Below are 13,565 nucleotides of genomic sequence, written 5' to 3' on the forward strand. Positions count from 1 at the left end.
CGTGCCCGCAAAGGGGCTGTGGCGACAGTCTTGAGTTTCCGTTTGCGCAGCCTTTCTGGTCGTCCCGCGATCGTCGTCGCGACACGCCAGCCCGCTGACTCGAACCCGTCACCCCGGGACCCGGGATTCGGGCTGGGCCTGTCAGCTCAGATAGTCACGCAGCGCCAGGGCACGCGACGGGTGACGGAGCTTGGACATCGTCTTGGCCTCGATCTGCCTGATGCGCTCGCGGGTGACCCCGTAGATGCGCCCGATCTCGTCGAGCGTCATCGGCTTGCCGTCGGCCAGGCCGTAACGCATCGTGATCACGCCCGCCTCGCGCTCCGAGAGCTGGTCGAGCAGGGCGTGCAGCTGCTGCTGGAGCAGGGTGAACGAGACCGCTTCCGCGGGTGAGATGGCCTCGGTGTCCTCGATGAGGTCGCCGAACTCGCTGTCGCCCTCCTCGCCCAGCGGCGTGTGCAGGGAGATCGGCTCTCGTCCGTAGCCCTGGATCTCGACGACCCGGTCCGCCTCGAGCTCGCTCTCCTTGGCGATCTCCTCCGGCGTGGGCTCGCGGCCGAGCTCGCTCTGCAGGCGGCGCTGCGCCCTGGCCACCTTGTTGATCAGCTCCACCATGTGCACGGGGATGCGGATCGTACGGGCCTGGTCGGCCATGGCCCTGGTGATGGCCTGCTTGATCCACCACGTCGCGTACGTGGAGAACTTGTAGCCGAGCCGGTAGTCGAACTTCTCGATCGTCCGGATCAGGCCCAGGTTCCCCTCCTGGATCAGGTCCAGGAAGAGCATGCCGCGACCGGTGTAGCGCTTGGCGATGGACACGACGAGCCGCAGGTTGGCCTCCAGCATGCGGCGCTTGGCACGCAGGCCGTCGTCCACGATCCACTCCAGATCGGCGCGGAGCTGGGCGGGCAGGTTGGGCTCGCTGTCCAGCCGCTCGCTGGCGAACAGGCCCGCCTCGATGCGCTTGGCCAGCTCGATCTCCTGCTCAGCGGTAAGCAGCGGCACCCGGCCGATCGCCTTCAGGTATGTCTTCACCGAATCGGCGCCGACGGCCGTGCCACCGTCGGCGACGCTGTCGTCCAGTTCGAGAACCTCTGCTGCTTGGGACAAAACACTCTCCTCGCTCGCGTTGGATGGACGGCGCCTAAATTTAGGTCAAGCCTAAAAATGTGTGGATGATTGCGGCTATGAGCATCGACACCTTGGGGTAGAGGGGCCAGAAGTAGCGGCAGACCAGGCAGGTCGTCTCCCACCAAGCTACCCAACTGTTCCTGCAACGCGCCCCTCGACCGGACGACGATTGCCCACATCGCCGCCGCAGCGCGGGTGTCCGGGATCACCGCGACCAACTACTTTTCCCGCAAAAAAGATCCCGCTTCCGACCGCCATGGGGCATTCGCGGCGACGCAGCGCGAGCTGGCCATGGGCCTCACCGGACCGTACGTCGCCCGGATGATCGCCGGCAGCCCGCCCCTCGCCGTCCGGCACGCCGTCCACGACCGCCGCGAAGACACTCTCGCCACGCAGCTCACCTCCGAACCCACCGCACCAGCCACCAACCCCGCCCACCACGCCCTGGCATCCCGTCAACCACGCCCCATACCTGTCGACCGCACCCGTCGATCGGCCCGCCACAACCATCGAACGCATAGCCGCCGCCCCTGACGATGCCCATCTCTCCGGCTCCCGGAACGCCTTCCCACCCCTGGCCGCCAACTCCACCCACTGACCGTAACCCGGCCCACCGACAATCCCGGGAGCGAGCCGGCCCGCCGGAGCACTGACCGCCCAGCTCGCGACGGCGGACCGGCGACCCTTCAGGGGCCTGCGGACCCGCGTCTTGGCGGGCCAGAGCGACAAGGAGATAGCCGGCGCGCTCACGAAGCCGGTGCGCTCACAAAGAACGCCCGCCGCCCTCGTGTGGCACCGGCATCCTGGCGCACATGCCGCCCAGCGGTCCGGCTCCGCCGCGTGCGCGGATCCGGGGGCTGCGGTCAGCGGGTCAAGGACTCGACGTACGTGGAGGCTTCGGTGAGGAGGCGGCGCCACACCGTCTCGTCCGGCTCCCGCAACGCCACCCACTCCCGCATCCGCCGCGCCCCCATCACCATCACCTCGGCCGTCCCCTCCCCCACGAGCTCCCGGGCTCGGGAGGCCGGCAGCTTGAGGACCACCCGGTCCCGGTCCCTGGAGAAGAACGCGTAGACCTTGCCCCGCACCCGGAGGCCCTCAGCGTGGAACATCCGGCCCATGCTCACCTCCGGCCGGGTGAGGTGCTCCGTTACCAGGTCGTCGTAGAGCTCCTGGGCGGTCGCCATTCGATGCTCCCTTTCTCGAAACCGGCGAAGGCCATCAGGCGCGCCCCCTCGGCGGCCAGCTCCTCCATCACCTCGTCGGACAGCGGATGGAAGGGCTCGACCGTCAGCACGCCAGCCTTAAGGTCCCACATGCCACCGACAGTTCCGTCGACGAGGAACGTGGGGTAGATGACCGCGCCCACGCACACCGCCTTGCGCTGCTCGGCGGTCATCATCCGGCTGCGGTCGGCGAAGGCGACGATGAGGTTGTCGAACCAGGGCAGGAACCGTACGGGAGCCGGCACGTCCGCTGCGGCGAGCGGAGCATCCGGCAGGTCGTAAAGGACGCGACCGTCGATGTCCTGATATTTCTGTAAAAAGGGCATCGTTTCCACGACCTCCCGCAACCGCGTCAACCCCGACCACATCTGCACGTCCATGACGCTCGCCGGCCCGAAAGCCGCCAGATACCGCACCACCAGTCGCTCCACCGCCGCCGTAGCCGCCCCCATAGCCGCCCCGTACTCCAGTGCCCGCCCCAGCCACTCCTCAGCCAGCGTGAACGGAGTGGCCCCACCTCTCCCCCAGATCCCGTTGGGCGGCGTGTGCACCACCGGCACCAGCGCCTGCGCCGAGAAGCCCAGCGCCACCGGGTCCACCTCGGGCCACCGCTTCAGCAGCAGGTCCCGCAGCTGCGGCCGGGTCAGCGTACGCCCGGCCAGATGCTCCCGCACCAGCCCCGCGAACTCTCCCAGATCCACCTCCCGCATCAGCCGCCCGAACGCCGCCTGCCTGGATCGGGAGAGGATCACCTGCACCAGCGGCCGGATCCACACGTAGTCGTCGGCCAGCGTCAGATGCTGGGTCCCGCGCAGCAGCGACCCCCGTACGACCTGCTTGCCGTACAGGAGCGCGGCCAGGTCGTCCTGGGTGAAGGCGGCCAGGCGCGACCACAGCCCGATGTACGGCGCGTCGACCTCCTGCCCCTGCACCGCGACCAGCCGCTCGACGGCCTGCGCGGGCGACATCGTGGCGCGGCTCAGCAGGAGCTGGCGCTCAAGCGTGGTGCGGTTGAGCACCCGGCGATTCAGGATCATACGCCCAGCGTAGAAACTATTGCGGCAAGGAGGCTTCCGCATTCCGCAGCTCGTCGAGCGCATCCTGGAGATGGACGGTCAGCTCCCAGGCGTCCGGCACCATCTCCCTGTCCGTGATGACCCCGATGTCGAGCGAGCCGTCGTAGGAGAAGGCGGTGATGTTGATCCCGCCGCTCACGTCGGTGATGACCGACACCGGGTAGTGGGTCAGCAGCCGGGCCCCGCACACGTACAGGGGGAACTGGGGTCCGGGCACGTTCGAGATGGCCACGTTGATCGGCGGCGCGGTCTGGCCGACGAGCCCGAACGCCGAACGCGAGGCGAGCCCCATGAGCGCGGCGGGCATCGACTCGCTGAACTCGCGCAGCCACCGCGCGGGCGCCAGCGCGAACCTGTCCTTGATCCGCTGCATGGCGTGCTGCACCTGGTGCAGCCGGGCGACGGGGTCGTCGATGTGCACGGCGAGCGGCGCCGTCATGATCGCCACCTGGTTGCCTGCGCCCTCCACCCCGACCGCCCGCAGCGAGAACGGCACGCCCGCCACCAGCGGCTGGCGCGGGATCCCGCCGTGCACGGCCAGCCACCTGCGCAGCGCGCCCGCGCACACGGTCATGACCACGTCGTTCACCGTGACCCCGAACGCCTTGCGCACCTGCTTGATCTCCTCCAGCGGCAGCGACACGAACGCGAAGCGCCGATGCTCGGAGACGGGCCCGCTGAACGGCGTCTTGGGCGCGGGCAGGGCGGGCAGCTCGGGCGCCTCCCCGGTGCCGGCCAGCTTGCGGGCGAGCCCGGAGACGAATCCGCTGCCCGGGATCCAGGACACGACGGGGATCTCGTCCAGGTGCGGGAGGGCCCTGGCCGCGAACCGTACGGCATAGGCGGGGTTGCCGGCGAGCCTGGCCAGCCCCCGCACCAGCATCTCGGCGGCCCCGGGCGGCGGCGCGTCCCGTTCGGGCAGGGCGGCATCGGGCAGAACGGTGAGTGGCCGTACGGGCTCCGGGCTGGTGTCGAGCAGCGCGGCCAGCACATCCGCGCCCCCGATCCCGTCCACGGCCGCATGATGGATCTTGGTGTAGAGACCCATCCGCCCGCCGGTCAGCCCGTGGATCAGGTAGATCTCCCACAGCGGCCGCCGGCGGTCGAGCCGCCGGGCGTGCAGCCGCGAGATCTGGTCGGCGAGCTGCCGGTCGTCGCCGGGCGGCGGGAGCCCGATCTCGCGTACGTGGTAGTCGAGGTCGAGATCGTCCTCCTGCATCCAGTACGGATGGTCCAGCCCGAGCGGCACGGGAGCCAGCTTGCGCCGCAGCGCGGGCACGTAGGGGAGCCGCTGTTCGAGCAGTGCCTGCAGGTCGGCGCGGTTGAGGTCGCCGTCGAGGATGGCGAGGCCGGCGATGTTGGCGATGTTCGTGGCGGTCTCGAAATGGAGGAATTGCGCGTCAAGAGCGGTCAACTGGGGCATAGGTGACACCTCCGCCCCGAACCAATCAGACTCCGTCCGCCACTTCAAGAGAGGCGGCGGGGGCGTCCGGCTCGGCGAAGGCCAGCAGCCGGAGCCCTTCCTCCTCAAGGACGTCCAAAGAGGTCGAGGTGAACGGGCTGATCAGCAGCGTGGCCCGCTTGGCCGTGCGCTTGATCTGCCACGTCCCCGCCGCGAACCCGTCGATCAGGTAAACCGCCTTCACCCGCAGGTTCTTGGTGGCGACCCGCCCCTTGAACTCCTCGGCCAGCACGCGCGTCCGATCGGCATGCCCCAGGATCAGCGTGTCGAAGTCCGGCAGGAACCGTACGGGCGCGGGCACGTCACCGCCCGGCCGGGGAGCGTCCGGCAGGTCGAAGAGCTCGCGCCCGGCGAAGTCGGTGACCCGTTCCAGGTCCATGGCCTTCATGACGGGCCGCAGGCCGCTCAGCCCCGACCAGGTCTGCACGTCGGCGGGGGTGGCCGGGCCGAACGCGGTGAGATAGCGCTCGATCAGCGGCTCCATCGCGGGCGCGGGGTCCAGGCCGATGCCGGGCAGCCCGAACGACGGCTCGCGCGGAAAGCTCCACCGGTCCTCGGTCGGCGCCATGACGAGCGGCGTGAGCATGCGCACGGCGTACCCGAGCGCCCGGTCGTACGCCCCGGGGAACTCCTCCAGCAGCCGCGGCCGCAGCTCGTTGAACGTCATCGGCCCCGCCGCGAGCAGCCGGTCGGCGGCGGCCACGACCGCGTCGAAGTCGATCCCCTCGAACCGGCGCGCGGCGGCGGCCAGCACCGGCCGCAGCAGCGGCCGGAACGCGGCGAAGTCCTCCGCCGTCACCAGATGCAGCGTGGCCCGCCACATGGTGGCCCTGACCAGGGTGCGCGCGTGCAGCGCGGCGTGCAGGTCGTCCCGCTCGAACCCCGCCAGCCGGGTCCACACCCCCAGGTACGGCGGCCGGGGCTCCTGTGCCTGCAGCCCGGCCAGCCGCCGTACGACGTCCGCCACATCCCCTTCATGCCGGGCGAGCAGATGCTGACGGGCCAAAGTGGCCCGGTTGAGGTCTCTGAGGCTGAGCATCTACATATCATGCCTTCCCCGACATTCCCCCTCGCCTCAGTACGTGCTTCATACCCCGCCCTGGCCGACGGCTTCGCCTACCTCGACGGTGCGGCGGGCACGCAGACCCCGCAATCGGTGATCGACGCTATCTCCGCCGCCTACCGGACCGGCATCGGCAACGTCGGCGGCGCCTTCCCCGCCAGCCACCGCTCCGACGCCATCGTGGCCGGCTGCCGCGCGGCCGTGGCCGACCTGGTCGGCGGCCACCCGGACGGCGTGATACTCGGCCCGAACATGACCACGCTGACCTACCGGCTGGCCAGGGCGATCGCGGGACCCGGTGACGAGGTGGTCCTGTCCAGGCTCGACCACGACGCGAACGTCCGCCCCTGGACCCAGATCGGCGCCACCGTCCGCTGGGCGGAGGTGGACCCGGTCACCGGGGAGCTCCCGGTCGAGCAGTACGCGGACCTGATCGGCGAGCGTACCCGGCTGGTGGCGGTGACGGCGGCGAGCAACATTCTCGGCACCCGCCCCGACGTGCCCGCCATCGCCGAGCTGGCGCATCGGGCGGGCGCGCTGATGTACGTGGACGGCGTGCACGCCACCCCGCACGGCCCGGTGGACATGCGGGCGCTGGGCGCCGACTTCTACGCCACCAGCGCGTACAAGTGGTCGGGCCCGCACATCGGCGCCGTCGTGGCCGACCCGGCCCTGCTGGAGAGGCTCGCCCCGGACAAACTGGCCTCCTCGCCCGCCACGGTGCCCGAGCGGTTCGAGACGGGGACGGCGGCCTTCGCCGATCTGGCCGGGGTGACGGCGGCGGTGGACCACCTGGCCGCCATGGTCCCGGGCGATGGCTCCCGCCGCGAACGCCTGCTGGCCTCGATGGCCGCGGCGGAGGGGCACGAGCTGGAGCTGTTCGGGGCGCTGATCGAGGGGTTGGAGACGCTGCCGCACGTCACGGTGTACGGCAAGCCCGCCAGGCGCACGGCCACCGCCTACTTCAACGTCTCCGGCCGCACCCCGCGCCAGGTGGCCGAGCACCTCGCCGGGCTCGGCGTGAACGTCTGGAACGGCCACAACTACGCCTGGGAGCTGACCGGCGCCCTCGGCATCCGCGACTCGGGCGGCGCGGTGCGCGCGGGACTGGTCCACTACAACGACCGCTCCGACGTGGACCGGCTGCTCGAAGGGGTGGCACGCCTGGGGTGAGCCGGCGCCCAGGTCCAAGCCATGGGATCCGGCTTTGCATACATTGCATGCAAAGCCGTAGAGTGGCGGCGTGCAGACCGATGTGGCGTGCAGCCGGTTGCGGGAGCTGATCCTCGACGGCACCTATCCGCCGGGCGCGCGGCTCACCGAGATGGAGGCCGCGGCGACCCTGGAGATGAGCCGGACCCCCGTGCGCGAGGCGCTGCGGGCGCTGGCGGCCGATGGGCTCGTCCGGCCCGCCGGACGCGGTGTGGTCGTCGTGGCGCTGGAGCGGGACGATCTGGACGAGGCGTACCAGGTGCGGGCGGCGCTGGAGGCGCTCACGGCCGAGCTGGCCGCCGTCCGGCAGCGTGCCGGCCGCATCGCGCCCGCCGACCTCGTCGCGCTCCGCGACCTCGCCGATGAGACGGCGGCCGTGACCGCCGAGGGCCGGCTGGCCGAGGCCGTACGGCTCAACCGCCGCTTCCACCGGCTGATCGCGGAGCTGGCGGGCAACGCGATGGCGTTGCGCACGCTGGAGCGGATCTGGGACCAGATCCAGGTGTCCACGCTGCGCTCCCTCACGCCGCCGGCACGGTCCGCGCACGTCTCGGGCCAGCACGAGTCGCTGCTGGCCGCGATCGAGGGCGGCCGCGCCGAGGAGGCGGCCGCCATCGCCCGCGCGCACGTTCTCGACACCCGTTCCACCACACACAGCAAGGAAGAACGCGTATGACCCGCCAGCACACCTATCCGACGGTCGTCACCTGGACCGGCAATCAGGGCACCGGCACCAGCCGCTACAACGCCTACGCCCGCGACCACGAGCTGGCCGCCGAGGGCCCGCCGCCGATCCAGGGCAGCTCGGACCCCAGCTTCCGCGGCGACCCGTCCCGCTGGAACCCCGAGCAACTGCTGGTCGGCGCGCTCTCGCAGTGTCACATGCTGTCGTATCTGCACAAGTGCGCCGTGTCGGGCGTCGTGGTCACCGGGTACATCGACCGCGCCGTCGGCACGATGGCCGAGACCGCTGACGGCGGCCATTTCACCGAGGTGGTGCTGCGGCCGGAGGTCACCGTGACCGCGCAGGAGATGGCCGAGACCGCGCTCAAGCTGCACGAGGACGCGCACGCGGCCTGCTTCATCGCTTCCTCGGTCAACTTCCCGGTGCGCCACGAGCCGGTCATCCGCGTGGCCGGCCAGGACGACGCCTGACGCGTCAGCGATGGCCGGGACGGTGCCTGACCCTCAGCCAGGGCGGCACCTGACCGTCAGGGGCGGCCGGGACGGTGCCTGATCGTCAGTGGCCGGGGGCCCGGCGGGACGTCACGCGGGGACCAGGAGCAGGCTGAGGACCGTACCGATGATCATGCCTGTGCCGGCCGCGACGGCGGCCCACTTGCCCAGCGGCTCGCCGCGGGTGTGGCCGACGATGCCGAGCACGATGCCCGCCAGGCCGAACAGGACCGGGACGAACAGCGTGGCCACCACGGCGCAGGCGAACCCGATGATCGACAGAACCTGGTCGCTCGCCCGCGGCCCCTGCACCGGCTGGGAATAGGGTGGCGGCTGCGACCACTGGCCCTCCCCGGCGCGCGGGTCGTCGCCTTGAGGCGGGTCCTGCGAAGAGGTCACTGACGGGCTCCTCTCGAGACGAGAACCACATCACACACCCCCGGCGTGATCCTGTCGAGCGAACGAACCCTGACATCTGCCCATTTCAGGCGGCTTCTGCTGGATGAGAAAGCTCCGGCGGCAGGGGTCTGGCGTGCACCACGTCGAGCCGGGAGACGGCCCGGGTGAGGGCGACATACAGGCGGTTCAGCCCGCGCCGCTCGGACTCGGCGATGGCGGCGGGCTCGGCCACGATCACATGGTCGTACTCCAGGCCCTTGGCCAGTGAGGCGGGCAGCACGGTCAGCCGCTCGCCGACGCCCTCACCGCTGCCTCCGCCGGTGCCCCCGCCGACGCCACCGCCCACGTTCAGGCCGTCGTTCCAGAGTGCGGACGTGAGCGCCTCCACGTCGCCGTCGGCGGCGATCACCCCGATCGATCCCTCGAACGTGAGCGCCTCGCGCACCGCCGCGACCACCCCCTTCTCCAGCTCGGCCACCCCGTCCACGCGCAGCCTGCCGTCCTTCCGGTACGAGCGCGTCGCCGGCACCTCCACCAGGAGCGCCGCCAGCAGGGTGTTGGCCAGCTCGACCACCGCGGCCGGGACGCGGAAGCCGGTCGTCAGGGCGATGACCTGCCCGTCCGGCTTGCCGAGCAGCTCCATGCGCTCCGCCCACGACGTCGCCGCCCACGGGGTGGTGCCCTGGGCGAGATCGCCGAGCACGGTGAGCGAGCCGTGCTCGCTGCGCCTGGCCACGGCCCGGCACTCCATGGGCGACAGGTCCTGGGCCTCGTCCACGATGACGTGGCCATAGCCGCGAGGGCGCTCGATCAGGCCGGCGACCTCGTCGAGCAGGACCAGGTCGGCGGCGCTCCACCTGGCGCTCTTGACGCTGCGCGGCGGCCTGGTCCAGGTGATCGCCGCGCGCTCGGCCGCGCTCAGCACCTGGTCGGCCGGGCCGGGCTCACCCAGAAGGACCTCGTATAGCACCTCCTCCGGCTTGACGGCGGGCCAGACGGCGTCCAGCGCCGGGGTGACGGCACGGCCGGTCCTGCGGGTCCATGCCGCGTTCGCCGTGTGCCCCCTGGCCTCGGCCTGGCGCTGGATCGCGGCCACGACGCGGGCCCGCACCCGTTCCCGCCCCACGCCGTACGGGAGCGCCTCGCGCCGGGTGTCGTCCACGATGCGCCGCAGCTCGTCCTCGCCGACGCGCCAGCGGGTGGAGCCGTCGGCCACCGCGACGGGCTCGACCGGCTTCCTGATCCGCCCGTACAGGGCCCTGCGCAGGGCCTCCGCCATGCGGGCGTCGTGCTTGACCATCGCGGCCTCCGTGCTGTCGGAGGCGGTGACGGGGACCGTGGCCAGCAGCCGCTCCAGCGTGGTCTGCTCGACGTCCACCTCGCCGAGCGTGGGCAGGACGGCGGAGATGTAGCCGAGGAAGGCCCGGTTCGGCCCGAGGACCAGGACGCCGGAGCGTTCGAGGCGCCGGCGGTGCGCGTAGAGCAGGTAGGCGGCCCGGTGCAGGCCGACGGCGGTCTTGCCGGTGCCGGGCGCGCCCTGCACGCAGATCGAGGTGTCCAGCTCGGCGCGTACGAGGTCGTCCTGCTCGGGCTGGATCGTGGCGACGATGTCGCGCATGGGGCCCACGCGGGGGCGTTCGATCTCGGCCGCGAGGATCTTGCTCTCGCCCTCCTCGCCCTGCCCGAGCCGTTCGTCCTCGAACCCGGTCAGCGTGCTGCCCGACCAGCCGAACCGGCGGCGTACCTCGATGCCCTGCGGGTCGCGCGCGCTGGCCCGGTAGAACGCCCGCGCGACGGGCGCGCGCCAGTCGATCACCACGGGCGGGCCGCCGTGCTCGCCGACGATGTGCCGCCTGCCGATGTGGTACGCGCGGCCCGGGTGCTCGGCCGAGGCCTGACCGAAGTCGAGCCGGCCGAAGAACGGCGGCCCGTCCGGCGCCTCGCTCAGCTCCTTGGCCAGGCTCTTGAGGTGGCGGCCCAGCCGCTCTGCGCTGTAGCGGTCGCCGGCCACCGTCTCACCGACGATCACGTTGTTCCTGGCGCCGTCGAGCATCCTGCGCAGACCGGCCGTGCAGCGTTCGACGTACCGGAGCTCGTCGTCGAGCGTTCCCATCACACCCCCCAAAATCGTTAACTCGGTTAAGATATTAACCAGGTTAACACTTTGCTAGTGTGTGGTCATGACGGGACTACGGCAGCTCCAGCGGCAGCGCGTGCACGACGCCATCTCGGCCGCGGCCATCGCGCTCTTTCTGGAGCGTGGCTTCGATCAGGTGCCCGTCACGGAGATCGCGGCGGCGGCGGGGGTGTCGAAGCCGACGCTGTTCAAGTATTTCCCGGCCAAGGAAGACCTGGTGGTGCACCGCATAGCGGACCATCAGGGCGAGGCGGCCCGCGTGGTGCGCGAGCGGGCGGCGGGCGAGTCACCGCTGGAGGCGCTGCGCCGGCACTTCCTCGATGGGCTGGCCAGGCACGATCCCGTCACAGGGCTCAACGCCCACCCCGAGGTGGTGGCCTACCACCGGATGGTGTTCGGCACGCCGAGCCTGGCGGCGCGGGTGTTCCAGTACATGTCGCGCGACGAGGAGGCGCTCGCCGAGGCGCTCGCGGAGACGACCGACGACCTGACCGCGAGCCTGCTGGCCGGGCAGGTGCTGGCCACGCAGCGGGTGCTGGCCCACCGCAACTGGCTGCCGCTGGCCGAGGGACGGCCGCTGGCGGAGGTCGAGCCGGAGGCGGTGCGGGCCGCCGAGCACGCTTTCGCGATGCTGGCCCGCCCCTGATCCGCTGAGCACGCTTTCGCGATGCCGCCCGCCTCTGATCCGCCGGCGCCTTCTTCCACCTCGCTCCGCGAACAAGCACCCCCTTTCACGCCCCGTCAATATTGCGAGAACGTCGCTGTTTCACCAGGTGAGAGCGGTTCCTTGATATCCTGATCACCTCTTCACCAATTGCAAATTTATGCAATTTGGGACAAGGCGGGGTTGTCTTTACCTAGAGGGAGTGATGGTGCGCGGCCCTTTCACGTACATGTGCGGTTACTCATACGAGTCGCAAGGTTGCGGGCTGTGATCCGCCTGCTGGGCTCAGGCTGGGGACACGTGCGTTCCCTGCTGCCCGAACGCGCCGCGCTGGCCGCGATGCGCCGCCACCCCCGTCAGGACCTCCTCGCCGGGCTCACGGTGGCGGTCGTCGCGCTGCCGCTCGCGCTCGCGTTCGGCATCTCCTCAGGGCTCGGCGCCGCGTCGGGCCTGGCCACGGCCGTGGTCGCCGGGTCGATCGCGGCGGTGTTCGGCGGGTCCGCGCTGCAGGTGTCGGGCACCAGCGGCGCGATGACCGTCGTGCTAATGCCGATCATGGGCGCCCACGGCGCCACCGGCGTGCTCACCGTCGGCGTGCTGGCCGGCCTGCTGCTGATGGCGCTGGCCCTGGCCCGCGCCGGCCGCTACATGGCCCTGGTGCCGGCCCCGGTGGTGGCGGGCTTCACCGTCGGCATCGCGTGCGTGATCGGGCTGCAGCAGGTTCCGCACGCGCTCGGCGTGGACGCCAGGCCGAGCGACAAGGTCGCCGTCGTGGCCTGGCACGCCGTCCTGGACTTCCTGGCCAGACCGCACTGGTGGGCCATGTCCGTCACCCTGGTCGTGGCCGCGCTGCTGCTGCTGGGCGCCAGCGTGCGGCCGACCGTGCCGTTCTCGCTGGTCGCCGTGGCCCTCGCCACCGTCGTCGCCGAGCTGGCCGCGCTTCCGCTGGCCAGGATCGGCGAGCTGCCCGCCGGGCTGCCCGCGCCGTCGCTGGGGTTCCTGGACCTGAGCGTGGTGCCGTCGCTGTTCGCGCCCGCCGTCGCGGTGGCCGCGCTGGCCGCGCTGGAGTCGCTGCTGTCCGCCTCCGTGGCGGACGGCATGGGCGGCGGACGGCGGCACGACCCCGACAGGGAGCTGTTCGGCCAGGGCCTGGCCAACCTCGTCACCCCGTTGTTCGGCGGCATGCCGGGCACGGGCGCCCTCGTGCGCACCGCCGTGAACGTCCGCTCCGGGGCGCGGTCCCGGCTGGCGTCGCTGGCCCACGCGGGAATCCTGGCCCTGATCGTGTACACCGCCGCCGGGCTCGTCTCCAGGATCCCGCTCGCGGCGCTGGCCGGGGTGCTGCTGGCCACCTCCGTGCGGATGGTGGAGGTGGACGCGGTCCGGGCCATGTTCCGGTCCACCAGGGGCGATGCCGTGGTCCTCGTGCTGACCGCCGTCGCGACCCTGATGCTCGACACGGTGCTGGCCGTCATCCTGGGGCTGGTGGTGGCGGGGGCGATGGCGCTGCGGGCCATGGCGCGCAACGTACGCCTCGACGCCGAGCCGCTCCGCCACGACCTGCAGCCGCATCACACCGAGGACGAGCACGCCCTGCTCGCCGAGCACATCGTCACCTACCGGCTGGCCGGGCCGCTGTTCTTCGCCGCGTCGCACCGCTTCCTGCGGGAGATGTCGGAGGTGACCGACGTGTCCGTGGTCGTGCTGCGCATGTCCCGCGTCACCACCATCGACGCCAGCGGCGCGCTGGTGCTCGGCGAGGCCATCGAACGCCTCGAACGCCGGGGCGTCATGGTGTACGTCTCCGGCATCCCCGACGGCCACCACCAGCCGCTGGAGGCGCTCGGGGTCGTCGCCCGGCTCAACCGGGCCGGGCAGGTGTTCACCACCACCACGGAGGCGATCGCGGCGGCCCGCGAACGGCTGCACAGCACCGGCATCGTGCCCCGCCTGGCGGGCTGACCAAGCGAAAGGCCGGCGGGCTGACCGCCCGAAAGGCCGGCCGCCCGAGCGGCCGGC

12 protein-coding genes and 1 pseudogene are annotated in these 13,565 nt (G+C 71.5%); 6 read left to right on the forward strand and 7 right to left on the reverse strand.

Features of this window, described 5'->3' with window-relative positions; genetic code table 11:
* Positions 1-141 precede the first annotated feature (141 nt).
* A pseudogene (locus ABEA43_RS20795) lies at positions 142-1,140 on the reverse strand (RNA polymerase sigma factor); the annotation flags it as partial.
* A 186-nt stretch (positions 1,141-1,326) separates the two neighbouring features.
* Between ABEA43_RS20795 and ABEA43_RS20800 the strand changes: the two are divergent.
* Positions 1,327-1,665: a hypothetical protein gene (locus tag ABEA43_RS20800; RefSeq protein ID WP_345564029.1), complete on the forward strand. Its 339-nt coding sequence runs from the start codon at positions 1,327-1,329 to the stop codon at positions 1,663-1,665.
* Between the two features lie 329 nt (positions 1,666-1,994).
* On the opposite strand, the gene ABEA43_RS20805 is transcribed toward ABEA43_RS20800, so the two are convergent.
* The 4 genes from ABEA43_RS20805 to ABEA43_RS20820 are packed head-to-tail and all read right to left on the reverse strand — an operon-like array spanning position 1,995 to position 5,934.
* Positions 1,995-2,318: an MmcQ/YjbR family DNA-binding protein gene (locus ABEA43_RS20805; protein ID WP_345564030.1), complete on the reverse strand. Its 324-nt coding sequence runs from the start codon at positions 2,316-2,318 to the stop codon at positions 1,995-1,997.
* A complete protein-coding gene (locus ABEA43_RS20810; protein WP_345564031.1) occupies positions 2,282-3,394 on the reverse strand; it encodes a winged helix DNA-binding domain-containing protein in 1,113 nt (370 codons plus the stop codon). Before ABEA43_RS20810 ends, ABEA43_RS20805 begins: the two co-directional genes overlap by 37 nt.
* A gap of 16 nt (positions 3,395-3,410) precedes the next feature.
* Complete coding sequence (locus ABEA43_RS20815; protein WP_345564032.1) at positions 3,411-4,856, reverse strand: WS/DGAT/MGAT family O-acyltransferase; 1,446 nt, start codon at positions 4,854-4,856, stop codon at positions 3,411-3,413.
* A 25-nt stretch (positions 4,857-4,881) separates the two neighbouring features.
* The gene (locus ABEA43_RS20820; RefSeq protein ID WP_345564033.1) at positions 4,882-5,934 is read right to left on the reverse strand and encodes a winged helix DNA-binding domain-containing protein; all 1,053 of its coding nucleotides are present in this window, start codon (positions 5,932-5,934) and stop codon (positions 4,882-4,884) included.
* 9 nt (positions 5,935-5,943) lie between these two features.
* On the opposite strand from ABEA43_RS20820, the gene ABEA43_RS20825 reads away from it, so the two are divergent.
* The 3 genes from ABEA43_RS20825 (at position 5,944) to ABEA43_RS20835 (ending at position 8,325) form a co-directional block, all read left to right on the forward strand.
* Positions 5,944-7,131: a cysteine desulfurase-like protein gene (locus tag ABEA43_RS20825; protein WP_345564034.1), complete on the forward strand. Its 1,188-nt coding sequence runs from the start codon at positions 5,944-5,946 to the stop codon at positions 7,129-7,131.
* A 70-nt stretch (positions 7,132-7,201) separates the two neighbouring features.
* Positions 7,202-7,846 carry a GntR family transcriptional regulator gene (locus ABEA43_RS20830; RefSeq protein WP_345564035.1) on the forward strand — a complete coding sequence of 215 codons (645 nt, stop codon included), beginning with the start codon at positions 7,202-7,204 and terminating at the stop codon, positions 7,844-7,846.
* Positions 7,843-8,325, forward strand: a complete 483-nt coding sequence (locus ABEA43_RS20835; RefSeq protein WP_345564036.1) for an OsmC family protein — start codon at positions 7,843-7,845, stop codon at positions 8,323-8,325. The genes ABEA43_RS20830 and ABEA43_RS20835 overlap by 4 nt, the downstream gene beginning before the upstream one ends.
* A 111-nt stretch (positions 8,326-8,436) precedes the next feature.
* On the opposite strand, the gene ABEA43_RS20840 is transcribed toward ABEA43_RS20835, so the two are convergent.
* Both ABEA43_RS20840 and ABEA43_RS20845 read right to left on the reverse strand, forming a co-directional pair.
* Positions 8,437-8,745: a hypothetical protein gene (locus tag ABEA43_RS20840; RefSeq protein ID WP_345564037.1), complete on the reverse strand. Its 309-nt coding sequence runs from the start codon at positions 8,743-8,745 to the stop codon at positions 8,437-8,439.
* 85 nt (positions 8,746-8,830) lie between these two features.
* Complete coding sequence (locus ABEA43_RS20845) at positions 8,831-10,858, reverse strand: HelD family protein (RefSeq protein WP_345564038.1); 2,028 nt, start codon at positions 10,856-10,858, stop codon at positions 8,831-8,833.
* 67 nt (positions 10,859-10,925) lie between these two features.
* On the opposite strand from ABEA43_RS20845, the gene ABEA43_RS20850 reads away from it, so the two are divergent.
* Both ABEA43_RS20850 and ABEA43_RS20855 read left to right on the forward strand, forming a co-directional pair.
* A complete protein-coding gene (locus ABEA43_RS20850; RefSeq protein ID WP_345564040.1) occupies positions 10,926-11,528 on the forward strand; it encodes a TetR family transcriptional regulator in 603 nt (200 codons plus the stop codon).
* Between the two features lie 357 nt (positions 11,529-11,885).
* Entirely contained in the window at positions 11,886-13,508 is a 1,623-nt protein-coding gene (locus tag ABEA43_RS20855; RefSeq protein WP_345564342.1) for a SulP family inorganic anion transporter, read from the forward strand.
* Positions 13,509-13,565: the final 57 nt, after the last annotated feature.

Origin of the sequence: Nonomuraea rosea (genome assembly GCF_039539705.1) — a bacterium.
Classification (GTDB): Bacteria; Actinomycetota; Actinomycetes; order Streptosporangiales; family Streptosporangiaceae; genus Nonomuraea; species Nonomuraea rosea.

Coding starts and splice junctions, on each gene's coding strand:
- ABEA43_RS20805 (WP_345564030.1), bottom strand. CDS start 2,318: ATGGCGACCGCCCAGGAGCTCTACGACGACCTGGTAACGGAGCACCTC.
- ABEA43_RS20810 (WP_345564031.1), bottom strand. CDS start 3,394: ATGATCCTGAATCGCCGGGTGCTCAACCGCACCACGCTTGAGCGCCAG.
- ABEA43_RS20815 (WP_345564032.1), bottom strand. CDS start 4,856: ATGCCCCAGTTGACCGCTCTTGACGCGCAATTCCTCCATTTCGAGACC.
- ABEA43_RS20820 (WP_345564033.1), bottom strand. CDS start 5,934: ATGCTCAGCCTCAGAGACCTCAACCGGGCCACTTTGGCCCGTCAGCAT.
- ABEA43_RS20825 (WP_345564034.1), top strand. CDS start 5,944: ATGCCTTCCCCGACATTCCCCCTCGCCTCAGTACGTGCTTCATACCCC.
- ABEA43_RS20835 (WP_345564036.1), top strand. CDS start 7,843: ATGACCCGCCAGCACACCTATCCGACGGTCGTCACCTGGACCGGCAAT.
- ABEA43_RS20845 (WP_345564038.1), bottom strand. CDS start 10,858: ATGGGAACGCTCGACGACGAGCTCCGGTACGTCGAACGCTGCACGGCC.
- ABEA43_RS20850 (WP_345564040.1), top strand. CDS start 10,926: ATGACGGGACTACGGCAGCTCCAGCGGCAGCGCGTGCACGACGCCATC.
- ABEA43_RS20855 (WP_345564342.1), top strand. CDS start 11,886: ATGCGCCGCCACCCCCGTCAGGACCTCCTCGCCGGGCTCACGGTGGCG.